This window comes from Agromyces neolithicus (assembly GCF_039529735.1).
Taxonomy (GTDB): Bacteria; Actinomycetota; Actinomycetes; order Actinomycetales; family Microbacteriaceae; genus Agromyces; species Agromyces neolithicus.
On sequence record NZ_BAAANJ010000002.1, the window covers coordinates 345445 to 370190 of the forward strand.

The window sequence follows — 24746 nt, forward strand, 5'->3', positions numbered from 1 at the left end:
AATCCAGTGGGTCAACACTAGCCGCTCGCGCCGACAGAGGGCCGGATGTCCCGTGGGATGGCACCGAACCACGTCGCGGTCGCCGCGTGCGTGGCCGAAGCTGCGCGGCGGGTGTCGGTCGGATGTGAAAGCATGGGGAAACCCCGCCGGAAGGAGCGCGTTCAGGTGTCAGACCACGACTGGCAGGCGCCCGGCGGCGCGCCCGCGCCCGGCTCGGTACCCGGCCCCGGCTCCTCCTCCGGCGCCCCGGCGCCCGGCGGTTCGCCGCACGCCGGCGCCGGGTCATCCGATGCGCCTTACGGCGCTCCCCTGCCTCCGCCGCTGCCGAACGCACCCGGCGCCTGGGCGCCGCCGCCCAAGCCGGGCCTGCTCCCGCTGCGGCCGCTGGCGTTCGGCACGCTGCTGTGGGCGCCGTTCACCGCGCTGCGCCGCAACCCCGCGGCCACGTTCGGCAGCGGTCTGGTCGTGCAACTCGTCTCGGCGATCGCAACGGTCGCAGTCGTCGTGCCGTTCCTCATCTTCACCTTCTCGCGCATCGAGAACGCGGCCGCCGAAGACCTCGACTCGCTCACCGCGGGCAGCGTGGGCGGCCTGCTGCTCGTCATGCTCGTGCCGATCGCGGTCTCGATCATCGCCGCGGCGTTCCTGCAGGGCGTCATGGTCGTCGAGGTCGCGACCGCAACGCTCGGCGAACGGCTCTCGTTCGGCGCACTGTGGCGCAGGGCGGCGAAACGCATCGGGCCGCTGCTCGGGTGGACGGCCCTCGTCACCCTCGCGGTGCTGCTCGTCGTCGCGGCGTTCGTCGGCGTCATCGTCGTCGGCGCGATCACGTCGCCGGCCGCCCTCGTCGTCGCCATCGTCGTCACGCTGCTCGGCGGCATCGGCGTCGCGGTGCTCGCCGCATGGCTCGGCACGAAGCTCGTCGTCGTGCCGAGCATCATCGTGCTCGAGCACGTCGGCATCGGCACCGCGGTGCGCCGCTCATGGCGCCTCACCGATGGCTACTTCTGGCGCACCCTCGGCACCCTGCTGCTCGTCGCGCTCATCCTGAACGTCGCGGCCCAGGTCGTGGTGCAGCCGATCTCGTTCCTCGGCACGATCCTCGCCGTGCTCATCGACCCGAACGGCACCGGCAGCGGCCTCACCATCACGATCATCACGACGGTGGTGACGTTCATCCTCTCGATCGTCATCGGCGCGATCACAGCCGTCGTGCAGGCGGCCCTCGTCGCCGTCATCTACATCGATCTACGCATGCGCCACGAAGGGCTCGACCTCGAGTTGGCGCGCACCGTCGAGCTGCGCGACGCCGGCCAGCCCGTCGGCGACCCGTTTGCGCCGCCCACCGCAGGGGCCGCCGCCACGTGATGCCGACCCCGCGGGCGGCCACCCCGCTCGTTCCCGACGCCGATGAGGCGCACCAGTGGCTGACCGACGAGCTCTCGAAGCCCGAGTACCAGGCCGCCCAGCCCACCGCGTTCGACCTCGCGATGCAGGCGATCCGCGACTGGTTCGCCGGCCTCCTCGCGGGCGCCACCGGTGTTCCCGGGCCGGTGCTCACGCTCATCGTCGTCCTCGTCGTGGCCGCGCTCCTGGTGGTGGCGTTCCTCGTGTTCGGCTTGCCGCGACTGCGGCGCGGGCGCGCCGCGAGCGTGCCGCTCTTCGACGACGGCGACCTGCGCGACCTCACGGCACTGCGTCGCGCCGCCGCCGCGGCCGCCGCTGTCGCCGACTGGCCGCTCGCGATCGAAGAGCGGTTCCGGGCGATCGTGCGGGGCCTCGTCGACCGCGACCTCGTGCAGGTGCATCCGGGTACGACGGCCCGCGGGTTCGCCGACGCCGCGACGCGGCAGTTCCCCGAACAGGCCGCCGAGCTGCGCGCCGCCGCAGCCGGGTTCGAGGGCGTCCGCTATCTCGGGCGACCGGGCGACGCCGCCGAGTACGAGCGCACGACGGCCCTCGAGACGCGACTCGCGCAGACCCGCTCGGCCGAGGCCATTGCGACGGGCGCCGCCATCGACGGAGGCGTGCGATGAGCGGCACGCCCGGCACGGTCGGAGCCATCGGCGCGACCCGCGCCGCCGCGAGCGAGCTCGACCACGATCGTCCGGCCGCCGCGAGCGAGCTCGACCACGATCGTCCGGCCGCCGCGGTCAGCCTCACCCCGACCCTGCGGGCCTCCGTTCGTCGCCGACGCATCTGGATCGGCTTCGCCGTGCTGCTCGTGCTCGGCGCGGTCGTGCTCTTCGTGGTGCAGGGCGCGGTCAGCGGCGGCGGCCCCCGTCTCGCAGCCGACAACCCGGCGCCCACCGGGGCGAAGGCGCTCGTGCAGGTGCTGCGCGATCACGGCGTCACCGTCACCGACGCCCGGGCGTTCGATGCGGCCCTCGAGGGCGCCAAGGCCGGCGCCACGATCGTCGTGTTCGACGAGTTCGCCCTGCTCGACGGCGACCGGCTCGCACTGCTCGCGATGTACGCACGCCGGCTCGTGGTGATCGAGCCCGGTTTCGCCGCCCTCGAGTCGCTTGCCCCGGGCGTGCGCGCGGGCGGTGTCGCCACGGGATCGCTCGACGACGTCGAGTGCGAACTGCCCCCAGCCCAGCGGGCGGGTTCGCTCTCCGACGGCCAGCGGCTGCTGACGATCGACGACGCGGCCGCCGCCGACGGCTGGCAGGGGTGCTTCCGCGACGGCGAGTTCGGGCACGCCCTCGCGTCCCGAGCCTCCGACGGCGGCGAGCTCACTCTGGTCGCGGCGTCGACGCCGTTCGAGAACGGCCGCATCGCCGAGGCCGGCAATGCGGCCCTCGCGATCGGCCTCGCCGGCACGTCAGGCGAGCTCGTCTGGTACATCCCGGGCCCGGCCGACGCCGACGCCGGGGCTGCGCCGACCCTGGGCGACCTGACACCGGGCTGGGTGAGCCCGGTGCTCGTGCTCGCCATTATCGTGGTCATCGCCGCGGGCGTGTGGCAAGGCCGTCGCTTCGGCCCGCTGGTGGCCGAGAATCTTCCCGTGCACATCCCCGCCGGCGAGACCAGTGAAGGTCGTGCCCGCCTCTACGCCCGCAACGCCGCGCGCACCCACGCCCTCGACCAGCTGCGCATCGGCGCCGTCCAGCGCATCGCGACGGCACTCCGGCTGCCCCGCAGGGCCCACATCGACGACGTCACGGCCGCCGCGGCCGCCGCCACTCGACGCGATCCGGTGGCGGTGCGCCGCCTGCTCGCCGACGATGCCCCCGCGGGCGACGGCGACCTCGTGCGGCTCGCCGCCGACCTCGCCACGTTCGAAGACCACGTGCGCGCCACGCTCGCGCCCGAGACATCCCACCCCGCCCGGGGAGACGACACCGCAGGAAGGCGACCATGACCGACCCGACCGCAACCGAACCGACGACCCCGCAGGCATCAGCCGCGCGCCCCGACGACGAGCTTCGGGCCGCCCTCAACCGCGTGCGCACCGAGGTCGGCAAGGCCGTGGTCGGCCAAGACGGCGCCGTCACCGGGCTCATCATCGCGCTGCTCGTTCGCGGCCACGTGCTGCTCGAGGGCGTGCCCGGCGTCGCCAAGACCCTGCTCGTGCGCACGCTCAGCCGCACCCTGCGCCTCGACACGCGGCGCCTGCAATTCACTCCCGACCTGATGCCCGGAGACGTCACGGGCTCGCTCGCCTACGACCCGCGCTCGGGCGAGTTCGCGTTCCGCGAGGGGCCGGTGTTCACGAACATCCTGCTCGCCGACGAGATCAACCGCACCCCGCCGAAGACCCAGTCGGCCCTGCTCGAGGCCATGGAAGAGCGTCAGGTCTCGGCCGACGGCGTCACCCGGCCGCTGCCCGATACGTTCATGGTCGCCGCCACGCAGAACCCCATCGAGTACGAGGGCACCTACGCGCTGCCCGAGGCGCAGCTCGACCGGTTCCTGCTGAAGCTCGTGCTCGACATCCCCGAGCGCGATTCCGAGCTGTCGCTGCTGCGCCGGCATGCCGACGGGTTCGACCCGCACGACCTCGCCGCGGCGGGTGTCCAACCCGTGCTCGGAGCGACCGAGCTCGCCGCCGCACGGGCGGCCGCGGCCGCGGTGCGCGTCGAGGACGACGTGCTCGGCTACCTCGTCGACCTCGCCCGCGCCACGCGGCGCAGCCCATCGATGCGGCTCGGCGTGAGCCCGCGCGGCACCACCGGCCTGCTCGCTGCATCGAAGGCGTGGGCGTGGCTCACGGGCTACGAGTCGCTCACCCCCGACCACGTGCAGGCGATGCTGTTGCCCGTGTGGCGGCACCGGGTGCAGCTGCGGCCAGAGGCCGAGCTCGAGGGCGTGTCGGTCGACGCGGTGCTGCGCTCGATCGTGCAGCAAGTGCAGGTTCCCCTCTGAGATGGCGCTGATCTGAGATGGCACCGACCGGTCGGTTCGCGCTCGTCCTCGCACTCGGGGTGATCCCCGTCGTCGTGGCGGGTCTCGTCGGCGCGCCTGAGGCGTGGTTCGCCCTCGTGAGCTGGCTGCTGCTCGTCGTCGTGGCGGGGTCGGTCGACCTTTCGCTCGCCGCCTCGCCCCGGCGGGTGGCACTGGCACGCGCGCTCCCCGACCGGGTGCGGCTCGGCGAGCCCGTCACCTCGGTGCTCACGGTGCACAACCTCGGCGCGCGCACGCTGCGGGCGACCGTGCGCGACGCCTGGGAACCCTCGGCCGGAGTGCTCGGGCCCAACCGCGCCCAACGAGTGATCCCGCCCGGCGAACGACGCCGCATCGAGCTCGAGCTCGAGCCGCGGCGCCGCGGCGATCGCCGCACCGCGCAGGTGACGATCAGGTCGGCCGGGCCGCTCGGCCTCTGGTCACGGCAGGCCACCCTCGCATCGCCGGGGCGGGTGCGCGTGCTCCCGCCGTTCCACTCGAGGGCGCACCTGCCGTCGCGACTCACGAGGCTTCGCGAGCTCGACGGCCGAACCCCGCTGCTCATCCGCGGCCAGGGCACCGAGTTCGACTCCATCCGCGAGTACGTGCGCGGCGACGACGTGCGCTCGATCGACTGGCGCGCGACCGCGCGCCACGCCGACCCCGAGGTGCCGGGCAGCATGCGGCTCATGGTGCGCACCTGGCGCCCCGAGCGTGATCGCCGCATCGTCATCGTCGCCGACACCTCGCGCACCGCCGCCGCGCGCATCGCCGACGAGCCTCGGCTCGATACCGCCTACGAGGCATCGCTGTTGCTCGCGGCGCTCGCGACCCACGCGGGCGACCGGGTCGACTTCATCGCCACCGACCGGCGCTTGCGCGGCCGGGTGCACGGTGCCACCGGCCCCGAACTGCTGGCCCGAATGGTCGACACCATGGCCGGCATCGACGCCGAGCTGGTCGAGGCCGACTGGGCCATCGTGCCCGGCCAGGTGCGCCGGGTGACCAGCCGCCACGCACTCGTCGTGCTGCTCACCGCAGCCGACTCCCCCGGCAGTGCACGCGGGCTGCTGTCGGTGCTGCCGCAGCTCACCTCGCGGCACACGGTGGTCGTGGCATCCGTCGCCGACCCGGCGCTCATCGACGCGCGCCGCAGCCGCGACGATCTCGACGACGTCTATCGCGCCGCCGCAGCCGAACGCGGCCTCAACGACGCCGAACGCATCGGCGCTGCGATCCGCCGGCTCGGTGCCCTCACCGTCACTGCCGCACCGCACGAACTGCCGCCCGCGCTGGCCGACCGCTACCTCGAGCTGAAGGCATCGGGCAAGCTCTGAGCCCGCTGGCCCGGCGGGTTGACAGGACATTCGCCGGTCCGCAGGACGCCTGAGGGTCAGTCCGTCCTGCAAATCGGGGAATCTCCTGCGAAGCCGCGTCGTCAGCCGGTGGCAGGGGCCGACAGAAGCGGTGTGAGGTGGCCGCGCCGGCTCAGCCGGCGACGACGCGCGTCGCCCCGGCCTCGAACTCGACGAGGTCGCCCGTTGCGCCCGCGCGCCGCGCACGGCCGCCGAGCACGAGCATGTACGCGAGGAACGCGGCCAGCGCGAGCACCCCGATGCCGATCTTGACCGCCCACGGCCACGGCTGCGGTGTGACGAAGCCCTCGATGAGGCCGGCGACGAAGAGAAAGAACACGAGTCCGATCGCCACCGTGAACAGCGACCGGGCGTCTTCGGCGAGTGCGACGCCGCGCGGGCGCGGGCCCGGCGCCACCCAGGCCCAGAAGATTCGCAGGCCGCCGGCGGCGGCCACGAACACACACGTCAGCTCGAGCAGGCCGTGCGGGGCGATGTAGAGGAAGAACGTGTCGGCCTCGTCGTAGGCGAACATGACAGCGGCGGTGACACCGAGGTTCTGGGCGTTCTGCAGGATGACCCACGGCACCCACACCCCGAGCACGCCGAACGCGATGCACTGCGCGGCGATCCACGCGTTGTTGGTCCACACCATGCCGGCGAACGACGCTGCGGGGTTCTCGGAGTAATACGCGACGAACCCCTCTTCGGCGAGCTGCTCGAGCTCGCCCTCGCTGCCGAGCGCGGCGAGGGCACGCGGGTCGCCGCCGATCCACCAGGCGTAGAGGCCGGCGATGACGAACGTCGCGACCGCGACCCCGAGCGTGATCCACCGCAGCCGGTACAGGGCCGCGGGAAGGCTCACCCAGGCGAATCGCGTGAGCTGGCGCAGCGGGTTCTCGGGAGCACCCGTGAACTTCAGGCGGGCACGCGCGAGCGAGATCGAGAGGCGGTCACCGAGCGCCGTCGACCCGGCGGTCGATTTCACGAGCGATAGGTCGGATGCCCCGGCCTGGTACCGCTCGATGAGCTCGTCGGTCTCGGGCCCCGCCAGACGGCGGCGACGTGCGAGCGCGTCGAGTCGCTGCCAGTCGTCGTGGCGGGCGGCGGCGAGAGCGTCGAGGTCCATCTGCTTGAATACTACCCATGGCCGAATCGACCGCCGCGTTCGTCAGAGTGGCCCGCTTCGACGACGACGGGGTGCTCACCGGCGAGGCCGTCTCACTCGACGTACGGCCCGCGAGTGCCCTCATTCGCGGCGGCGGCACGGCCATCGACGTGATGCAGAGCCTCGTGCTCTTCCTGGGCCTTCTGTGGGCGGTCTCGGGGCTCGGCGTCGACGAGGCCGCGTTCCGGGCGATCCTCATCGCGGGTGTCGTCACCGTCATCGTCATCGTGCCCACCGCGGTCGAGACCGCCACCCGCGGCCGCTCCCTCGGCAAGCTCGCACTCGGGCTCCGCGTCGTGCGTGACGACGGCGGCGCCATCGGCTTTCGGCACGCGATCATCCGCGCCCTCACCGGCGTCCTCGAGATCTACCTGACGCTCGGCGGGCTCGCCGTGCTCGTCGGCTTCCTCAACCCCTCGTCGAAGCGGCTCGGCGACCTGCTCGCCGGCACGCACGCGCAGGTCGAGCGCGTGCCGCGCGTGCCGTCGACGGCGTTCGGCGTCCCCGTCGAGCTGACCGGCTGGGCGACGATCGCCGACGTCGGGCGCCTTCCCGATCCCCTCGCCCGGCGCGTCGCGGCGTTCTTCACCAACGCCGATCACCTCGTCGCCGAGAGCAGGCTGAGGCTCGCGACATCCCTCGCCGCCGAGGTGGCACCCTTCGTCTCACCGGTTCCGGATGTCCCGGCCGAGCGTTTTCTGGCGGGCGTCGCCGCGCTGCGGCGCGAACGCGACCTCGCGGCACTGGGCCTCGAGGCGGCGCGCATGGCGGCGCTCGCGCCCGTGCTCACCTCGACGCCGGCGGGGTTCCCCGAGCGCTGACGCGGGCGCTCCCGCGCGGCCCAGCCCCGCGACATCCGCCAGATCAGCCCCCGTGACACCCGCGACATCCGCGACAGCTGCGCGTCAACCGTCCCGAAAACAGGAACGCGGGGGCTCGGCCTCGGCGTGTCTTCCTGTTTTCGAAGCCGCTCCGGCGTGTCTACCTGTTTCCGGAACGGGGGCTTCGCGACTCAGTAGCGGTAGTGGTCGACCTTGTAGGGGCCCTCGACCGGCACGCCGATGTAGGCGGCCTGTTCGGGACTGAGCTCGGTGAGCGCCACGCCGAGCGAGTCGAGGTGCAGGCGCGCGACCTTCTCATCGAGGTGCTTCGGCAGCACGTAGACGCCCACGGGGTAGGCGTCGGGGCGGGTCCAGAGCTCGATCTGGGCGAGCACCTGGTTGGTGAACGAATTCGACATGACGAACGACGGATGCCCCGTGGCGTTGCCCAGGTTCATGAGCCGGCCTTCGCTCAGCACGAGGATCGAGCGACCCGTGGGCAGGCGCCACTCGTGCACCTGCGGCTTGATCTCGACCTTCTCGGCCCCATCGAGCGCCTCGAGCGCGGCCATGTCGATCTCGTTGTCGAAGTGGCCGACGTTCGCGACGATCGCGAGATGCTTCATGGCGAGCATGTGCTCGAGGCGGATGACGTCCTTGTTGCCGGTGCAGGTGACGAAGATGTCGACGTCGCCGACGACGTCGTCGACGCGGGCGACCTGGTAGCCGTCCATGGCGGCCTGAAGTGCGCAGATCGGGTCGACTTCGCTCACGATGACGCGTGCGCCCTGCCCGCGCAGCGCCTCGGCGGCGCCCTTGCCGACATCGCCGTAGCCGACGACGAACGCGACCTTGCCGCCCATGAGCACGTCGGTGGCGCGGTTGAGGCCGTCGGGCAGCGAGTGCCGAATGCCGTACTTGTTGTCGAATTTCGACTTCGTGACCGAGTCGTTGACGTTGATCGCCGGGAACAGCAGCTCGCCCTCGGCATGCAGCTCGTAGAGGCGGTGCACGCCCGTCGTGGTCTCTTCGGTGACACCCTTGAGCTCTTCAGCGATGCGGGTCCACCGGTCGGGGCTCGCCGCAAGCGAACGGCGCAGGGTGTCGAGCACGACGCGATACTCGGCGCTCGCGTCAGCCGAGGCCTCGGGCACGACGCCCGCGGTCTCGAACTCGCGGCCGCGGTGCACGAGCAGGGTGGCGTCGCCGCCGTCGTCGAGGATCATGTTCGGGCCGATCCAGTCGGCGCCGGCCTCGGCGGCCTCGGCCGTCCAGTCGAAGATGCGGTCGGTGCACCACCAGTACTCGTCGAGCGTTTCGCCCTTCCACGCGAACACGGGTACGCCCTTGGGTTCATCGACCGTGCCCGCGGGGCCGACCACGACGGCCGCCGCGGCCTCGTCTTGCGTTGAGAAGATGTTGCAGCTCGCCCAGCGCACCTGGGCGCCGAGCGCCACGAGCGTCTCGATGAGCACCGCCGTCTGCACGGTCATGTGCAGGCTGCCGGCGATGCGCGCTCCCGCGAGCGGCTGCGCCGCACCGAACTCGGCCCGCAGCGCCATGAGCCCGGGCATCTCGCTCTCGGCGAGCCGGAGCTGGTGCCTGCCCGCTTCGGCGAGCGCAAGGTCAGCAACTTTGAAGGGCAGGGCGGTGGTGGCGGGCTGCGTGGTCATCTCCTCATTCTCGCAGGGCGCGCGGCGTGCTGCCGGATCAGGGGATCTCGCCGACACGCCGCGTGGTACGGCCGGAGGCACGGCGTGTCGCGAGAATCCCCTGATCGGGCTACCCGCGCACGACCCGATTCCGCTCCGATGACGACCGCTCCACCACCGGGTATCCGGGAAGGAGCCCCGTGACCCGCACCCAGATGCGATCTCCGACGAACTCCGACGTGAGGTCGAGCGTCGCAGCGGTGGCACCGTCGATCTGCTCCCCGGCGGCAAACCACTGGTATGCGTGGTCGGTCCCCTCAGTCCAGACGCCCGGATCCGTCGTGAGGGTCGATCCCGCGAGCGGTGTGCCGGAGACGGTCGGCGTGCCTGCGAGTATCACCCGAAGCGTCGGCTCAGAGGTGCGCTTCTCGAGCACGACAGCGCGTCGCAACGTCGTGACCCGCACTTCGATCGATGCACCCTCATGCTCGGCAGTGAGGCGAAGCGACACGTCGGTCGCGCCCGCGATCGGGACTCCATCGGCGTACCACTGGTAGGCGAATGCCGTTCCCGGCGACTTCTCGCCGGCGTTCACCTGCAGCTTGGCACCGACGACCGGCGTTCCAGCGATCTGCGGCAGGGTCGGGTCGGGCTCCGCTGCCACGACGACGTCGGTCAGGTCAGACGTCAGCGTCGTCGCGAGGTAACCGTCGGCCGAACCGGTCACCCGAACCGACATGCGCCTGCCGACCTGCTCGGAGGTGAGCACGAGCGCGGCGCCGGTCGCGCCGGCGACCACCGCGTCGTCGGCGCGCCATTCGTACATGAGCGATGCCCCGTCGGTCGTGGCCGCCGCGGCGGCCGTCAAGGTCTCACCCACCCGTGGCGTTCCGGTGATCTGCGGAACGGTCAGCTCGACGGCCACCGTTCCGATCTTGTTCAGTGCGGCGTCGAGGCGCGATGCCTCCTTGCCTGCGACGAGTGCCACCCCAGAGGCCGAGGCGGCCGAGCCGGCATCCTGCCACCATTCCGGCAGATACCCGGGCGTCCACTGCCGCGACGGCACGAATCGCAACTTGACGTCACCGGCCGACAGCCCGGTGAGCAGATATGCGCCCTGAATGTTCGCCCGTTCCTCGCCGATGTACTCGCCGTCGAGCGAGTACACCTCGACGGTTGCGAAGGACGCGCCGAAGCCCTCGGTGTCGGTGACGCGCCCGCTGACGGCGCCGCCGCGCGTGAGCTCGGCATCAACGCCCGTCGTCGGATCGGCGCCGGGCACGACCGCGGTCGCCGATCCGGGGGTCGGCGCGTCTTGCCACCACTCCGTGCCCAGGTCGTTCCAGACGTATCCGAACTGCACCGTGTGGGGCGCACCGTTCTGCAGGCCCCAGAGACGGTAGGTGCCGTCGGCGCCCGACACGGCCGAAGTGCCGCCTCCGGCGTCATCCCGGGCTGTCACCCAGACCCCCGCGATCGGCTCTGGCCCCGCGCCGAGGTCGGCGGTGACCGTTCCCTCGACGACACCGCCCGGTTCGAGGTCGACGTTCAACGCGAGTGTGCCCGACTGGCCCGCAGCGATCGTGACCCGCTGAGACGAGCTCGCCGCACCGACATCGGCCGTCGTGCGGAGCGAGACGACGTACTCGCCAGGCGCGAGCCAGTACTCGTACGATCCGCTCGAGTCAGTGCAGATGCCGTCGCCGAACGACGCGCCGACGATGCGTGCGGTCAGGCAGGCTTCGACCGGCTGTCCCAGGTACGTGACCGTGCCTGCCAGCCTCACGTCCTGATCAAGTTGGATGTCGCGCGTGACGGCACCGACCTCCGCTCCGACCTCGACGACCACCGGTTCGTGCGGGCTTTGTCCGATCGAGCCTGCGGTCACCGTGTAGGTGCCCGCCTCCAGTCCGGTGATCCGATATGCGCCGGAGTCGTCGGTCACGGCGTAGTACGAGACCGTCGAGCCGCCGTTGGGTCGGATTATGACCCACGCGCCCGCGACCGGCGGCCCGTCGGGTGCGTACACGACGCCACTGAGCACGGTGTCGAGCGACAGGGTCGCGTCTGCCCTCGCCTCGCCGCCGATGGGCACGGTGAGCGTCTGGGCGCTGGCGAAGTCCGCGGCCCCGCCCCACCATGAATCGCGGATGGGTCCGGTGAAGTGCACCTTGACGTCACCGGCGGGCACGTCGAACAGGGTGTACTCGCTGCCGTCGAAAGAGCCGCCTGATGAGACGACCTCGCCGGTGGCGGCGTCGACCGCCTCGATGCCGATGTACCCGGTGTACGTGCCGTCGACCGCGAGCACCGCGCTGATCCAGCCGGAGCCGGGCAGCGTGAAGTCGTGCGTGGCGGTTTCGGTCGCGCCGACATCGAAGAACGGGGCCGCATCGCGTGTCGTGCGGTCCCACCACCACGACGACGACGACCACTCCGACTCCTGGAACCGCACCGCGTACTGCCCCGCCTCGAGGCCCTCGAAGCGGTAACCGCCGTCTGCATCGGCGCTCGTGGTCCGCAGCACGCCGCGCTCGGTGTGCAACTCGACGTAGGCGCCCTCCGCGGGTCCTGCGCCGTCGGTCGTCATAGCCGACACCGTGCCGACGATCGCCCCGGATGCGCCGGGCCGAGCCGCGACATCCGCCACCGTCGCACTCGCCGCAGCGACCGAGAAGACCGTCGCCCCGGCGCGCGTGGCGGACCCGCCCGACCACGTGGTGCCGATGCCGGCGCCCGATGCTTCGATCATGTACCGCCCGGCTTCGACCGGTGCAATGGAGTAGTTGCCGTCGCCATCGGTCGTCGCCGTGCCGGCCGTCGAGCCGCCGAACGCGTACAACGTGACCGTCGCCCCTGACACGCCGGCTTCGGAATCACCGGCAGTGACGCGCCCGCGAACACTCGCGGCACTCTCGGGTGTGAAGTCGAGCACGGCGTTTCCGCCGGCGGTCACCTCCACGACGGCGCTGCCGTTGAAGTAGGGGCTGCCGCCCGGCATGGTGAACCAGACCTCGTACGAGCCGGCGACGAGACCGGCGACCTCGAAGCGCCCGTCGGCGTCGGTCGTCGCCCACCCCGACCCTGGACCGTTGACCGAAACCTCGACACCCGCGATCGGCTCACCACCCGCGGCGACGACCCCGGCGATCGCTCCGCCGAGTGCGAGCTGCGCGTCGATGCCGGTCACGATCTCGCCAGCGCCGATCGTCACGGGGTCGGCCTCGAACTGGTGCTGCTTGTCGTCCCAGTACTCGGAAAGGTATCCGGATGGGGCGCCCGGGTCGAAGGAGTCGTGCTGGAATGAGATCGTGTAGTCGTCGGCCGCGAGACCCGTGAGCTCGTAGCGCCCGTCGGCATCGGTGGCTGCAGACACCCATGTGCCAGTGACCGTACCCGTCGCCGACACGCTCACGCCCGCGAGCGGCAGCCCGTCTGACCCGGTCACTGCACCGGTGATCGCGCCACCAACTGCCAGCTCGGCAAGCAGGCCGGACACCGTCTCGCCACCCACGACGGTGAACGTGTCGGCCGAGCTCTCATCGGGCTTGTCGTTCCACCACTCGCCCGAATAGGCCGAATCCCACGGCGCGCTGAACTGAACCGTGTACGTGCCCTCGGGCAGGCCGGCGATGACGAAGGCGCCGCTCTCGTCCGTCGATGAGCTACCCCGATATTCGGTATAGCCGTTGTCGAGCGCGTACGCTGTGACGCCCGCGGAGGGCACCGACACGCCGCCCGGCCCAGACACGACGCCCTCGACAGCACCGCCCATCGCGAGTTGGGCGTCCATGTTCGAGAGGGTGGAACCGTCGGCGAGCTCGAACGAGTCAGCCGACCATTCGTCGGGTCGGTCGTTCCACCACTCGGCGATGAGCGCCGAGCCAGATGCCGGGCTGAACTGCAGTGTGTACGTGCCCGGCGCGAGCCCATCGATGGCGTATGCGCCCTCACCCGCAGTGATCACACCGGCGGCGTGCTCGAAGTATTCGCCGTTGTGCCGATAGGCGTTGACTGCCACGTCGGCCGCCGCCGCGCCGTCGGCGACGGTGACCGTGCCCTGGATCGATGCCATGCTCTCGACGACGGCTTCTACAGCCTCCTCCGCTTCCTCGGGCGGCGCAGTCGCTTCTGCGGCCGGCGAGGCGGCATCGACGACCGGCGCCGGAGGCAGGTCTTCGGCGAATGCCGGGGCGGCACCAACACTCATGGCGAGACTTGTTGCGATGAGGGTGGTGAGGGCGAGGTTCCCGGTGCTGCGGAGGGCAGACAGGAACGATCGAGGACGGCGAGGCACGTGGTCTCCGGCGGGTAGGGTTCGGTCGGGGGAACCGGGTGCACAGCAACGCTGCTGCAGGGCCGGGCCGTGTTCGGGCTAGATGAGCGTACTCGGAAGTGCGACGACCGCGATTCCCCCCTATTGGGGGGCACCACCGTGGCGCTCAGGCCCTGATGAGGGCGAGCACCTCGTCGCGAATCGCGGCCATCGTGGGCTCGTCGGCGCCTTCGACGTTGAGGCGCAGCAGCGGCTCGGTGTTCGAGGGGCGCACGTTGAACCACCAGAACGGCTCGCTCTCGGCGGTGATGCCGTCGACGGTCAGTCCGTCGAACTCGTCGAAGTCGCCGCGGCCGGTGAACGCCTCGACGATGCGCGTATAGGCCGCCGGCACGTCATCGACGACCGAGTTGATCTCGCCTGAGAGCGAGTAGGGCGTGAAACGCGCCGCGAGCTCTGAGAGCGGCGCCTGGTGCGCACCGAATTCGGCGAGCACGTGCATCGCCGCGAGCATGCCGTTGTCGGCGCCCCAGAAGTCGCGGAAGTAGTAGTGCGCCGAGTGCTCGCCGCCGAAGACGGCCCCGGTGGCTTTCATCTGGTCTTTGATGAGCGAGTGGCCGACGCGGGTGCGCACGGGCGTCGCCCCGGCACGCCTGATGGTCTCGGGCACGAACCGCGACGTGATGAGGTTGTGGATCACGTTGACGTCGGTCTCGCCGGCCGCCCCGACGCGGGCGATCTCGCGCAGCGCGACGATGGCCGCGACCGTCGACGGGTTGACCGCGCCACCCTGCTCGTCGACCACGAAGCAGCGATCGGCGTCGCCGTCGAAAGCGAGGCCGAGGTCGGCGCCGTGCTCGACGACCGCACGCTGCAGGTCGACGAGGTTGGCCGGCTCGAGCGGGTTGGCCTCGTGGTTGGGGAACGTGCCGTCGAGTTCGAAGTAGAGCGGCACGATCTCGAGCGGCAGCGCGGGCAGGCCCGCTGCCTCGCCGAGCACGGCGGGCACGGTGAGCCCGCCCATGCCGTTGCCGGCGTCGACGACGATCTTGAGCGGCCGGATGGCGCTCAGATCGACGAGCGCCCGAAGGTAGGCCGCGTAGTCGGCGAGCACGTCGGCTGAGGTCACGGCGCCCGGCTGCGCTGCGGCAGGGATGCCCTGCTCGAGATAGTCGGCGGCGCGATCGCGGATCGCCGCGAGCCCGGTGTCGAGCGAGATGCCCTGGGCTCCGGCGCGCGAGAACTTGATGCCGTTGTAGGCGGCCGGGTTGTGGCTCGCGGTGAACATCGCCGCGGGGGCGTGCATCGAGCCCGACGCGAAGTAGCTTTCATCGGTCGAGCAGAGCCCGATCGAGACGACGTCGGCACCGCGCGCGCCGGCGCCGCGTGCGAAGGCTGCGGCGAACCCGGGTGAGGAGTCGCGCATGTCGTGCCCGACGACGACCGTCGAACCGGCAGCGCCGACCTCGTCGACGAACCCCGCGGCGAGTGCCTCGACGATCGGCTCGGTGAGCCCCTCGCCCACGAGTCCGCGAACGTCGTAGGCCTTCACGACCGCGTCGAGGCTCGCGCGACCGTCGGATGGTGCAGCCGGATTCATGCCTTGAAACCTACCTCACCGAGCGAGACGTGCCGCACGACCTGCCACCCCACGGGCGCCGATGTGCGCTCGGCATGACGCGAGCACAAGTCGTAGCTGTGTGGCTCGCGCACGATGGCAAGCGGCCCGAGCACCGCCATGGAGTCGGCGTAGTCGAACGTGAGCGTGGCGACCGCCTCGGCGGCGCATGCGGTTCGCGAACAACGTCTCATGGCAGATCAAGAGTAGCGATCGCGAGAGCCGATCGCCGGAAACGACTCAGTACGATGGAGGGTATGCCTCGCTCCCGTCGTGTCGCCGTGCCGCGCTCCCCGAGGCGGCTCGCCCGCGACCGGCACGGGCGCGGAATGCGCTCGGCGGTCACCGGCCCGCACCTGCCGATGCTGCACAATCGGCTCGACGAGTTCGAGCTCACCGTCGGCACGACCGCCGCCTACCTGCGTGGGCTCTGGCCCGAGCTCGAGGGCGTCGTGTTCGAGGTCGCGCAAGGCCCTGTCGAGGCCATCCACGACGACCACATCGACCGGTGGAAGGTCTTCCACGACGAGCGCCGCATCGTCTTCTTCCGACTGCCGATCGTGCGATTCCTGCGCCTGCAAGAGGGCGAGGAGCGCGACGAGAAGCTCCTCATCGAGAGCTGCGTCTTCCGCGCCATCGCCGAGTTCCTCGGCCGCGACCCGTGGGAGCTGGCGCCCGGCCGCTATCGGCACCTCTGACCTGCGCCGCGTCGGTGCAACGCCGCGACGGCACGGCCCCGCCCCGTCGGCGCCCACGCGTCAGCGCGGGTACACCCGGATCGGCGAATCGAGCGGCCCCGGCGGGTGCACCGCGAACGACGCGAGCGCCTGGTCGCCCGAGAACGTGACGGTCGCGTGTACTCCGGCCACCCCGGCGAGTTCGACGACCGACTGGTCGTCGAGGTCGGCCGATGCCGCGTCGCCGCCCGCGATCGTGAGTGAACGCTCCTCGCCGTCGAGGGTGTAGCGCACCTCGACCTGGTCACCGCCGGGATTCGCGAGATGCAGCACGGGCGAGGGTCCGCGCGGCACCGCGACGATCGCCGTGTCGACGAGCGGCATCGTCGCCGTGGTCCACGCGAGGTCGACGGATGCCTCGGGGTCGGCGCCGTCGGGATCGGTCTGCTGCTCGGGGGCGCCCGTGGTGGCGCGGGCGGCTGCGATGAACGGGCCGTCGCCCTCGAGGCTGAGCGTGTACGTGCCGGCGTCGAGTTCGCCGAGCGGCACGTCGGTGACGAGCCCCGGTTCGAGGGTGACGTCGACGGTCGAGCCGCCGCCGCCCGCCTCGGCGACGATGCCGATCGAGACCTGCGCCGGCTCCTCGCCGGTCGCGAGCAGCCGCACCGCCGGGAAGTCGTCGCCTTCGGCGTGGTCGTCGGCCGGGGCGATGCCGCCGGCGGTGGGCACCACGAATCCGGGGATCACCTGCATCGGTGCGGGCATCGCCGTCGGCCCGACGAGTTCGACGCCCGCGGGAGTCAATCCCTCGATGACCGAGTGCTCGAGACTCGCGGCGATCGCGCCGCCCGTGCTCGTGACGTGCACCACGGGCGACACCACGTTGGGCGCGAGGCCGGCGAGCGAGAGCACCCGCTGGCTCGCGGGGGGCACGATGATGCCGAGCGCCGATGGCGCGTCGATGGGGCCCGTCTCGCCGATCACGCGCACATCGACCGTCGCGGCGACGGCAGTGGGGTTGGCCAGCATCACGATGCCGGTGCGTCCGACGTCGGTGGCACCGCCCACCAGCCACGACTCGGCGACGGCCTCGGTGCACGACGCCGCGGCGAATCCCGAGAGCGACTCGCGGGTGACGGTCTGCGACTGCGCACCCGCCAGCATGCCGGCATCGACGGCGCCGGGCTCGGTGGTGAGTGCGAGCGGCGCGCCGTCGGCGTCGGCTCGCGCGTTGTCGGGCGCGGCGAGCGGCGTCTCGGTGATGGTTGCGTCGGCGGGCAACGCTCCCGAGATCACCGACGTCGCACCGACCGAGGTCGCCGTCGTGGCCGCGGCGGGGTCTTCGCCGATCGACAGCAGCGGGCCGGGACAGACCCGCACTTGGCCGGTCTCGGCGGGCTGCACGACGATCGACGGCGCCTCGGCCCGGTGGTCGGGCCAGGGCACGAGCGCGGCCGCGGCGACGGCGGCGGCGGCGATGCCGGCGGCTGCGAGCACCGCGAGCCCGCGCGCTCCGACCCGCACCGCGGTGCGGGCGAGGGTGAACCTATCGGTCATCGTCGCCTTCCTTGCCGAGGTCAGCGGATGCCCCGTCAGCATCGGATTCCGTCGGTTCTGCGATCTCGGGCTCCGGCACGGTTCCGGCCACGGGCTCCGGCTCGGTTTCGGCCACGGGCTCCGTTTCGGTTTCGGCCACGGGCTCCGTTTCGAGGTCGGAACCGGCGGCCAGCGTCGCGCGTCGAACGCTCGAGCCGCGATCGCGCTCACGACCGGCGCCCGTCGGGATCGAGAGCAGCAGTGTCGCACCCAGCACGACGAGTTGGATGACCGTGATCAGCACCGCCTGCCACCCGCCCGCGTTCGCGGGGATCTGCGCCGCCGGGGCATCCGCTTGTGCGTCGACGAAGCGCCACAGCGCGCCGAAATCGGTCTCGCCGACCACGATGAGCGCGGCGTTGCCGTCGAGCGCGGTGCGCGCCCGCTCGGCGGTTGCGACCGCCGCCCGATCGGCGTCGTCGGACGGCGCGTCGAGCAGCACGAACGAGACCCCGAACTCACGGATCGCGGCGTCGGGATCGAACCCGCTGCGCGATGCGAGGTTGCCGGCGATCTCGGCGAGCTGCTCGTCGGCGGCCGACAGCGTCTCGGCGGTGTCGGCGAGGGTCGACTGTTCGTCGAGCGTGGAGCCACGGCCGCGCTCGAGCGTGGCCCGCAGGCTGCCGTCGGCGTCGGGGGTGAGTCGCATGGTCGTCACGCGCGAGTCGTTGTCGGCCTCGGCGCCGACGAACGCGGGCAGGGTGCGCTCGGCGGCAGGGGCGATCGCGACCCGATCGGCGGCGATGCCGATCGCAGTCGGCAGCACGGCAGCGAGCACACCGGCGAAGGCCACGAACCCGAGCAGTGCAGGACCGCGCCGCACGGCATCGAGCGCCACGACCGCAGCGAGCACGAGGCCGAGCCAGGCGAGGCTCAGGCCCGCGCCCGTCCAGAGGGCGATCTCGGCGGCACCGACCGTCGCGACGGCGAGGTGCGACGCGCCGACGCCGGTCGCGAAGCCGAGCAGCGCCACGCCGAGCGCGAGCACCGCTCGCCTGATGCGCGGTGCGATCACCGCGGCGATCGCCAGCAGCACGAGGGGCAGGATGAGGGCGGTCAGCGCGAGCCGGAAGTCGACGTTCGGCACGCCGTCGAAGAAGGCGTCCCAGCCGCCCCACGAGTCGTCGGGAAAGCCGAGCGCGAGTTGCCAGGTGCTCGGCACGGCGCTGGCGACCGGCAGACCGGGGTCGGCGAGCAGCGCGATCGGGTTGCCCCGCACGACCTGGTCGATGATGAGCGGCAACGCCAGGGCGACGACCGGAATCGGCAGCATCGCCAGCCGACCCCATGCCCGACCGCTGACCGCCAGGGCGACCACCCAGGCCACGATCAGCGCCGGCGCGAGGCTGGGCGCTGCAGCGATCACCGCGGCGAACAACAGCGAGGCCGTCGCGGCAGCCGCCCACGAGGTCGCCGCGCCGAATGCCGCGAATGCGAGCCAGCCGAGCAGCGCATGGGCGAGCACGGCACCGGGGCGTCCGTCGCCGAGCGCGATGAGGAACGGCGGCGCAAACGCCCACACGAGTGCGGCAACGGCACGCACCGAGCCGCGTTCGGTGAGCCGGGATGCCGCGAACCACGCGCCCATCGCCGCTGCGGGCAGCGCCAACAGCCACACGAGCACGAGCGCGAACGACGGCGCCCAGAACGTGATCGAGCCGAGCACGGCGAGGGCGCCGGCGAAGGGATCCGCGGCCCCGACGAATCCCGTGCCGATGTCGCGCCACCCGTAGGCTGCGTTGCGCCAGAGTGCGGCGACGCCGTCGGACAGGGGAAGCAGTCCCCCGCCGCCGACACCCGACGCGCCGACCAGCCACGCGAACAGCGCCACGGATGCCGCCACCGACACGAGCAGCACCCACCCGCCGCCCGTGCCGAGGAACTGCAGTTCCTGCTCACGGCCGCGAGCGCGCGCGCGGCGGGCCTCTGCAGCGTGCTGGCGCCGACGTCGCAGTTCATCGGGCTGCATGCGCAGCGGTGCGACGGCCGACCACCCGGCGGTGCGCGCGTGCTTCAACGTGCGACGGGCACGTGGCACTCGCGCGCCTGAGAACATCGTCGTGAACGCCGCAGCCCATTCGCCGGGGATCGATCCGGGCGCCTTGACGAGCAGCAGGCGCAGCGATCGCAGCAACGCGAGTGGCAGGAACGTGAGCCAGTGCAGCGGCAGCGTCGCCACCGGCGCATAGACGAGCCGCCGATGCAGCTGTGCGGCACGGGTGGCGCGCTCGCGACGGCGGACGGTCCGCGCCCGGGATCCGGTTTCGGGTCCGGCGACGCCGCTGCCGCCGAACTCGACGCGCGCCTCGGGAACGAGCGCAACGCGGTGGCCCGCGAGGCGCGCCCGCACCGAGAGATCGAGGGCATCGTCGACGACCGGGAGTGCCGGGTCGAATCCGCCGAGCGCCCGCCAGACGGTGTGGCGCACGAGGATCGCCGCCGGGTCGAGGCCGAGCACGTCGCTCAGTCCGTCGTGCTGCCCCTGGTCGAGCTCGTCGTCGACGAGCGCGACGCTTCGCCCGAGTCGCGTCATCGTGCGGCCGAAGCCGGCGATGCGGTCGGGCTCGTTCCAGGCGCGCAGCTTGGGCCCGGCGATCGCGACCGACTTCGCGGTCTCGAGTGTGGCGACGAGGGCCGCAAGCGCGTCGGGGGTCGGCGCGCTGTCTTCGGCGAGCAGCCACAGCGCGTCCGCGTCTGAGGCCGGTTCGTCGAGGATGCGGTCGGCGGCGCGGATCGCCTCGCCGAACGACAGACGTTGCGACAACTCCACGACGTGTGTGGGCGACGCGGCCGAGACCAGCTCGCGGGCGTCGGCGTCGGCCTCGGTGAGCACGACGACGAGGGCGTCGGCACGGCGCGTCTGGGAGTCGAGCGCGGCGAGCGTGCGTCGAAGGTGGTCGCCGCCCCGGTGCACGACGAGTATGGCGGTGACTCTGGGGAACATCGGGGTCAGCCTAAGCGGCTCACCCCGCGGCATCCGTCACGCGGCCGGGCGCGCCACGAAACGCAGCACGAATCGTGAGCGACGGATCACGCGTGACGCGGGGCCCGCCGATGGGGGCCCCGCGAATCAGACCGCGCGCTTGCGAAGCTTGCGACGCTCGCGCTCGGAGAGACCGCCCCAGATGCCGAAGCGTTCGTCGTTCGAGAGTGCGTACTCCAAGCACTCGGAACGCACCTCGCATCCGGTGCAGATCTTCTTCGCGTCTCGAGTCGATCCGCCCTTTTCGGGGAAGAACGCCTCGGGATCGGTCTGCGCGCACAGTGCGTCGCTCTGCCACGCCAACGGATTGTCATCATCGACGGCCGGCCGCACGCCGGGGACTCCCAGCCTGACCGGATCGATGAACCAATCGTCAGGTACTCCAGAACGATATTCAGGATTTCCCATATCGTCTCCCACCCAGTTGTACCAACACCCCGAGGGGTGTGTCACGACCAATTACACCGTTGTAATTCGTGAGAGTCAAGTCGCAGATGGTAAACCCTCAACCACCTGTCGAGGCTTGAACGACACGCCGCACGTCGTCAGACGTTATCAACCGAGGCGGCCTTGCGTGCCTCCCAGGCGCTCGCGACCATCTCGGCGAGGGTGTGCCGCATGCGCCAGTCGAGGTCGCGTGCCGCGAGTTCGCCCGAGGCGACGATACGCGCCGGGTCGCCCTGACGGCGCGGTGCGATCTCGGGGCTGAAGTCCATGCCGGTGACCTCTGCCACCGCCCGCATGATCTCGCCGACCGAGACGCCGTCGCCAGAGCCCAGGTTGTAGACGGGCTCGATGGGCGCGCCCGAGTCGAGTCGCTGCGCCGCGACGACGTGCGCCTCGGCGAGGTCGGCCACGTGGATGTAGTCGCGCACGCACGTGCCGTCGGGCGTGGGATAGTCGGCGCCGTTGATGCGCGGGGTGCGACCGTCGAGGAGCGCCTCGAACACGAGCGGGAACAGATTGTGGGGGCTCGGGTCGAACACGTCTGGCGTGCCCGATCCGACGACGTTGAAGTAGCGCAGGCTCGTGTGCGCGAGGCCGACGGCGCGCGCCTGGTCGGCGAGCAGCCACTCTCCGATGAGCTTCGACTCGCCGTACGGCGATTCGGGATGCTTCGGGGTGGACTCGGTGACGAGATCGACGTCGGGCGTGCCGTACACGGCGGCGCTCGACGAGAACACCATGCGGTCGACGCCCTTGGCCTCCATGGCGGCGAGCAGCATCGACGTGCCCGCAACGTTCTGCTGGTAGGTGTGCAGCGGTCGCTGCATCGAGACGCCGGCGTACTTGAAGCCCGCGAGGTGCACGACGCCCTGCACGTGGAACCTGTCGAACGTCTGCTCGAGCAGTCGCCCGTCGAGGATCGAGCCGTGCACGAACGGCGTGCCCTCGGCGACGAAGCCGCGGCGCCCTGACGAGAGGTCGTCGACGACCACGGTGTCGATGCCCTTCGCCTGGAATGCGCGCACGACGTGCGACCCGATGTAGCCCGCTCCTCCGGTGACCAGCCAGCTCATCTTCCGCCTCTCCGGCGGCGGAACGTCCGGCGCCCTCCCGATCGTACCGGGAGGGCGCATGGGTGGGCAGGCGGTGCAGGGCGCGCGGATGTCCCGATCCGCCGCCCACCGCCGCGTCAGGCGTGACGCGTGGGGAGGTTCTCGATGTGCCGCGTGCGGTCGCGGATCTCGGGGCGACCGTAGCCGTCATCGTCGAGGCGAAGGACGGTGGCGAGCACACCCCAGATCGCGAGGCCCGCAAGGACGAGGAAGATGATCGTGGTCATGGCAGTAAATCTATGTCTTGCCAGATCCTGCCGAAAGTGGCAGAGTGGACATCGAACGTACTATTCCTGCCATTCGGAGGCACCCGTGCTCCACTCCATCGCCTGTATCGCCCTCCCCCAGATGGCGCCCTTCGAGTTCGGCGTCATCTGCGAGGTGTTCGGCATCGACCGCAGCGAACAGGGCGGCCCGACGTTCGATTTCCACGTCGTCACCGCCGACCCGGGCCCCGTCACGACGAAGCTCGGTTTCGACGTCGTCGTCACCGAGGGGCTCGACGCCGCCTACACCGCCGACCTCGTCGCCGTGCCGGCGTCGCTCATCGACTCACCCGCCGACGAGCGCGTGCTCGACGTCGTCCGTGCCGCCGTCGACCGCGGCGCCTGGGTGCTCTCGGTGTGCTCGGGCGCGTTCACCCTCGGCCACGCCGGCGTGCTCGACGGCCGGCGGTCGACCACCCACTGGATGTACACCGACCAGCTCGCCGAGATGTTCCCGAACACCGATGTCGACCCCGACGTGCTCTTCGTTCAAGACGACAAGGTCGTCACCGGCGCAGGCACCGCCGCGGGCATCGACGCTGCCCTGCACATCGTTCGCACCGAGCTCGGCGCGAGCGCCGCCAACATCATCGCCCGCCGCATGGTCGTGCCGCCGCAGCGCGACGGCGGGCAGTCGCAGTTCATCCAGACTCCCGTGGCCGAGTGCCACAGCGACTCGTTCGCCAAGGTCACCGAGTGGATGCTCGAGCACCTCGACGAAGACCTCACGGTCGACCTGCTCGCCCGCAAGGCCCTCATGTCGCCCCGCACGTTCGCCCGCCGCTTCCGCGCCGAGACGGGCACGACGCCGAACGCCTGGCTCAACCGGCAGCGGCTTCTTCGCGCCCAGCAGATGCTCGAAGAGACCGATTACACCCTCGAAGAGATCGCGCGCGACACGGGGTTCGGCGCGGCCGCCGTCATGCGCCACCACTTCGTGAAGGTGCTGCAGACAACCCCCACCGCCTACCGGCGGCTCTTCGGCGTACGCGCCACGGCCTGACGCGTCAGCGGCCGGCGGCCGTTCCCGTGGTCGCGATCCACGCGATGCCGGGGCCCGAGATTGCGAGCTCGCCCTCGTCGGGGGTGACGTAGAGCGCGTCGCCGCGGCCGAGCGATGCGACACCGCGCTCGCCCTCGAGCCAGACCTCGTCGCCCTCGGCGAGCACGATCGCCGGGCCGTCGAGGGCGACGCGCGGGGCATCCGAATCGCCCGCCTCGACGCGGTAGAGCACGAAATCCGCCACGGCGGGACGGAACACCTCGAGCCCCGGGGCGGGCCGCTCAGGCTCGAGCCTCGGCGGCGGCATCGGCGTGAAGTCGAGCACCTCGAGCAACTCGCTCACGTCGATGTGCTTCGGCGTGAGACCCCCGCGCAGCACGTTGTCGCTCGCGGCCATGAGCTCGATGCCGAGCCCGTCGAGGTACGCGTGGATGTTGCCGGCAGCGAGGTACAGCGCCTCGCCGCGGCGCAGCCGCACGCGGTTGAGCAGCAACGAGATGACGATCCCGGGATCGCCGGGATACTCCTCGGCGAGCGCGAGCACCGTGGCGAACGAGTCGGCGTACGGCGACGCCGCCGCCACCGTGGACCCCGCGAGCGCGACGACGCGCTCGATGACCCACGCGGCCTCGCCGCTGTCGCCGCCCCGCCCGTCGCGCAGCAGCCACTCGACGGTGTCGGCCAGCGGCGCGTCGGCGCCGAGGTGCGCCTCGAGCAGGTCGAGCGCCCCCGGTTGGGGTGTGGGCGACGCCGTGTCGGCCTCGCGCAGCACCTGCACGATGGTGCGCACCTCGTCGAACGGCCGGAACCCGGAGAGCGCATCGAACGTGTCGCTCACCGCGACGATCAGTTCGGGCTTGTGGAAGCGGTCCTTGTAGTTTCGGTCGTACGCGTCGAGCGCGATTCCGTCGGCGTCTTCACGCGCATAGCCGGCCTGGGCCTGTTCGGGAGTCGGGTGCGCCTGCAGCGAGAGCGGGGCGGCGGCGGCGAGCACCTTGAGCAGCAACGGCAGCCTCGGCTCGTGCTCACCCCCGAGCTCTGGGCCGAGCGCCGCTGCGGGATCGGCGGCGATCCACTGCGCCAGGTCTGCGTGACCGACGGATGCCTCGTCGACGAGCCGCGCAGGAGAGCCGGCGTGTGCACCGAGCCAGAGCTCGGCCTCGGGCGCGCCCGACTCGGGCCGTCCGCGGAATGCGGCGATCGCGCTGCGTGAGCCCCACGCATAGTCGCGGGGGGTGTTGTCGATCCGAACAAACATCCGTCGGGGTTCCTTTCGGGGGTTTGCTCAAAACTACCAACGGGTTCAGATGAACACCCCCGTCGTCGGTCGCGCGATCATGGGCCGGGCCCGGTTCGTCTGATGGCTGCGATCGGGCCGCGCGG

The 24746-nt window shown here is 71.5% G+C and carries 19 protein-coding genes; 8 read left to right on the plus strand and 11 right to left on the minus strand.

All coding sequences use genetic code 11. The features are described 5' to 3' along the window. Positions 1-165 precede the first annotated feature (165 nt). Genes ABD164_RS04860 through ABD164_RS04880 form a run of 5 tightly spaced genes read left to right on the plus strand, consistent with a single transcriptional unit; the run spans position 166 to position 5726 of the window. Complete coding sequence (locus ABD164_RS04860) at positions 166-1368, plus strand: DUF7847 domain-containing protein (protein ID WP_344293990.1); 1203 nt, start codon at positions 166-168, stop codon at positions 1366-1368. Beyond that, the gene (locus ABD164_RS04865) at positions 1365-2036 is read left to right on the plus strand and encodes a DUF4129 domain-containing protein (protein WP_344293992.1); all 672 of its coding nucleotides are present in this window, start codon (positions 1365-1367) and stop codon (positions 2034-2036) included. The genes ABD164_RS04860 and ABD164_RS04865 overlap by 4 nt, the downstream gene beginning before the upstream one ends. Next, a complete protein-coding gene (locus tag ABD164_RS04870) occupies positions 2033-3367 on the plus strand; it encodes a DUF4350 domain-containing protein (protein WP_344293994.1) in 1335 nt (444 codons plus the stop codon). Before ABD164_RS04865 ends, ABD164_RS04870 begins: the two co-directional genes overlap by 4 nt. Continuing rightward, positions 3364-4371 (plus strand): AAA family ATPase, encoded by a 1008-nt coding sequence (locus ABD164_RS04875; protein WP_344293996.1) that lies wholly within the window; start codon positions 3364-3366, stop codon positions 4369-4371. Before ABD164_RS04870 ends, ABD164_RS04875 begins: the two co-directional genes overlap by 4 nt. 17 nt (positions 4372-4388) lie before the next feature. Continuing rightward, positions 4389-5726, plus strand: coding sequence for a DUF58 domain-containing protein (locus tag ABD164_RS04880; protein ID WP_344293998.1), 1338 nt, complete (start codon positions 4389-4391; stop codon positions 5724-5726). A 151-nt stretch (positions 5727-5877) separates the two neighbouring features. On the opposite strand, the gene ABD164_RS04885 is transcribed toward ABD164_RS04880, so the two are convergent. Next, positions 5878-6873 carry a stage II sporulation protein M gene (locus tag ABD164_RS04885; RefSeq protein WP_344293999.1) on the minus strand — a complete coding sequence of 332 codons (996 nt, stop codon included), beginning with the start codon at positions 6871-6873 and terminating at the stop codon, positions 5878-5880. Positions 6874-6890: 17 nt separating this feature from the next. Here ABD164_RS04885 and ABD164_RS04890 point away from each other — a divergent pair, with 17 nt between their 5' ends. Then, on the plus strand, positions 6891-7733 hold the full coding sequence (locus tag ABD164_RS04890) for an RDD family protein (RefSeq protein WP_344294001.1): 843 nt from the start codon (positions 6891-6893) through the stop codon (positions 7731-7733). A gap of 191 nt (positions 7734-7924) precedes the next feature. Here the strand turns inward: ABD164_RS04890 and ahcY are convergent, their stop codons facing one another. The 4 genes from ahcY to ABD164_RS04910 form a co-directional block, all read right to left on the minus strand. After that, on the minus strand, positions 7925-9406 hold the full coding sequence (gene ahcY, locus ABD164_RS04895) for an adenosylhomocysteinase (protein ID WP_344294003.1): 1482 nt from the start codon (positions 9404-9406) through the stop codon (positions 7925-7927). Between the two features lie 109 nt (positions 9407-9515). Continuing rightward, positions 9516-13595 carry a carboxypeptidase regulatory-like domain-containing protein gene (locus ABD164_RS04900; protein WP_344294005.1) on the minus strand — a complete coding sequence of 1360 codons (4080 nt, stop codon included), beginning with the start codon at positions 13593-13595 and terminating at the stop codon, positions 9516-9518. 232 nt (positions 13596-13827) lie between these two features. Then, the gene (locus ABD164_RS04905; RefSeq protein ID WP_344294007.1) at positions 13828-15261 is read right to left on the minus strand and encodes a phosphomannomutase/phosphoglucomutase; all 1434 of its coding nucleotides are present in this window, start codon (positions 15259-15261) and stop codon (positions 13828-13830) included. After that, a complete protein-coding gene (locus tag ABD164_RS04910) occupies positions 15258-15473 on the minus strand; it encodes a DUF3499 family protein (protein ID WP_344294009.1) in 216 nt (71 codons plus the stop codon). The genes ABD164_RS04905 and ABD164_RS04910 overlap by 4 nt, the downstream gene beginning before the upstream one ends. 63 nt (positions 15474-15536) lie before the next feature. Between ABD164_RS04910 and ABD164_RS04915 the strand changes: the two genes are divergently transcribed. After that, on the plus strand, positions 15537-15977 hold the full coding sequence (locus tag ABD164_RS04915; protein ID WP_344294011.1) for a hypothetical protein: 441 nt from the start codon (positions 15537-15539) through the stop codon (positions 15975-15977). Between the two features lie 60 nt (positions 15978-16037). On the opposite strand, the gene ABD164_RS04920 is transcribed toward ABD164_RS04915, so the two are convergent. From ABD164_RS04920 to ABD164_RS04940, 5 genes are all read right to left on the minus strand, one after another. After that, a complete protein-coding gene (locus ABD164_RS04920) occupies positions 16038-17513 on the minus strand; it encodes a DUF5719 family protein (protein ID WP_344294013.1) in 1476 nt (491 codons plus the stop codon). Next, positions 17503-20496: a glycosyltransferase gene (locus tag ABD164_RS04925; protein WP_344294015.1), complete on the minus strand. Its 2994-nt coding sequence runs from the start codon at positions 20494-20496 to the stop codon at positions 17503-17505. The genes ABD164_RS04920 and ABD164_RS04925 overlap by 11 nt, the downstream gene beginning before the upstream one ends. Positions 20497-20622: 126 nt before the next feature. Then, on the minus strand, positions 20623-20943 hold the full coding sequence (locus tag ABD164_RS04930; RefSeq protein WP_231048711.1) for a WhiB family transcriptional regulator: 321 nt from the start codon (positions 20941-20943) through the stop codon (positions 20623-20625). A gap of 137 nt (positions 20944-21080) precedes the next feature. Further along, positions 21081-22055, minus strand: coding sequence for a UDP-glucose 4-epimerase GalE (galE, locus tag ABD164_RS04935; protein ID WP_344294017.1), 975 nt, complete (start codon positions 22053-22055; stop codon positions 21081-21083). A 116-nt stretch (positions 22056-22171) separates the two neighbouring features. Further along, positions 22172-22321 carry a hypothetical protein gene (locus ABD164_RS04940; protein ID WP_231048504.1) on the minus strand — a complete coding sequence of 50 codons (150 nt, stop codon included), beginning with the start codon at positions 22319-22321 and terminating at the stop codon, positions 22172-22174. 85 nt (positions 22322-22406) lie between these two features. Here ABD164_RS04940 and ABD164_RS04945 point away from each other — a divergent pair, with 85 nt between their 5' ends. Beyond that, on the plus strand, positions 22407-23363 hold the full coding sequence (locus ABD164_RS04945; RefSeq protein WP_344294019.1) for a GlxA family transcriptional regulator: 957 nt from the start codon (positions 22407-22409) through the stop codon (positions 23361-23363). Between the two features lie 4 nt (positions 23364-23367). On the opposite strand, the gene manA is transcribed toward ABD164_RS04945, so the two are convergent. Then, positions 23368-24621, minus strand: coding sequence for a mannose-6-phosphate isomerase, class I (gene manA, locus ABD164_RS04950; protein WP_344294021.1), 1254 nt, complete (start codon positions 24619-24621; stop codon positions 23368-23370). Positions 24622-24746: the final 125 nt, after the last annotated feature.

Excerpts from the sequence above, each read along its gene's own strand:
- ABD164_RS04875 (WP_344293996.1), top strand. The coding sequence starts at position 3,364 with ATGACCGACCCGACCGCAACCGAACCGACGACCCCGCAGGCATCAGCC.
- ABD164_RS04885 (WP_344293999.1), bottom strand. The coding sequence starts at position 6,873 with ATGGACCTCGACGCTCTCGCCGCCGCCCGCCACGACGACTGGCAGCGA.
- ABD164_RS04900 (WP_344294005.1), bottom strand. The coding sequence starts at position 13,595 with ATGAGTGTTGGTGCCGCCCCGGCATTCGCCGAAGACCTGCCTCCGGCG.
- ABD164_RS04940 (WP_231048504.1), bottom strand. The coding sequence starts at position 22,321 with ATGACCACGATCATCTTCCTCGTCCTTGCGGGCCTCGCGATCTGGGGT.
- manA (WP_344294021.1), bottom strand. The coding sequence starts at position 24,621 with ATGTTTGTTCGGATCGACAACACCCCCCGCGACTATGCGTGGGGCTCA.
- ABD164_RS04915 (WP_344294011.1), top strand. The coding sequence starts at position 15,537 with ATGCCTCGCTCCCGTCGTGTCGCCGTGCCGCGCTCCCCGAGGCGGCTC.
- ABD164_RS04870 (WP_344293994.1), top strand. The coding sequence starts at position 2,033 with ATGAGCGGCACGCCCGGCACGGTCGGAGCCATCGGCGCGACCCGCGCC.
- ahcY (WP_344294003.1), bottom strand. The coding sequence starts at position 9,406 with ATGACCACGCAGCCCGCCACCACCGCCCTGCCCTTCAAAGTTGCTGAC.
- ABD164_RS04930 (WP_231048711.1), bottom strand. The coding sequence starts at position 20,943 with ATGGGAAATCCTGAATATCGTTCTGGAGTACCTGACGATTGGTTCATC.
- ABD164_RS04890 (WP_344294001.1), top strand. The coding sequence starts at position 6,891 with ATGGCCGAATCGACCGCCGCGTTCGTCAGAGTGGCCCGCTTCGACGAC.
- ABD164_RS04925 (WP_344294015.1), bottom strand. The coding sequence starts at position 20,496 with ATGTTCCCCAGAGTCACCGCCATACTCGTCGTGCACCGGGGCGGCGAC.
- galE (WP_344294017.1), bottom strand. The coding sequence starts at position 22,055 with ATGAGCTGGCTGGTCACCGGAGGAGCGGGCTACATCGGGTCGCACGTC.
- ABD164_RS04910 (WP_344294009.1), bottom strand. The coding sequence starts at position 15,473 with ATGAGACGTTGTTCGCGAACCGCATGCGCCGCCGAGGCGGTCGCCACG.
- ABD164_RS04905 (WP_344294007.1), bottom strand. The coding sequence starts at position 15,261 with ATGAATCCGGCTGCACCATCCGACGGTCGCGCGAGCCTCGACGCGGTC.
- ABD164_RS04920 (WP_344294013.1), bottom strand. The coding sequence starts at position 17,513 with ATGACCGATAGGTTCACCCTCGCCCGCACCGCGGTGCGGGTCGGAGCG.
- ABD164_RS04880 (WP_344293998.1), top strand. The coding sequence starts at position 4,389 with ATGGCACCGACCGGTCGGTTCGCGCTCGTCCTCGCACTCGGGGTGATC.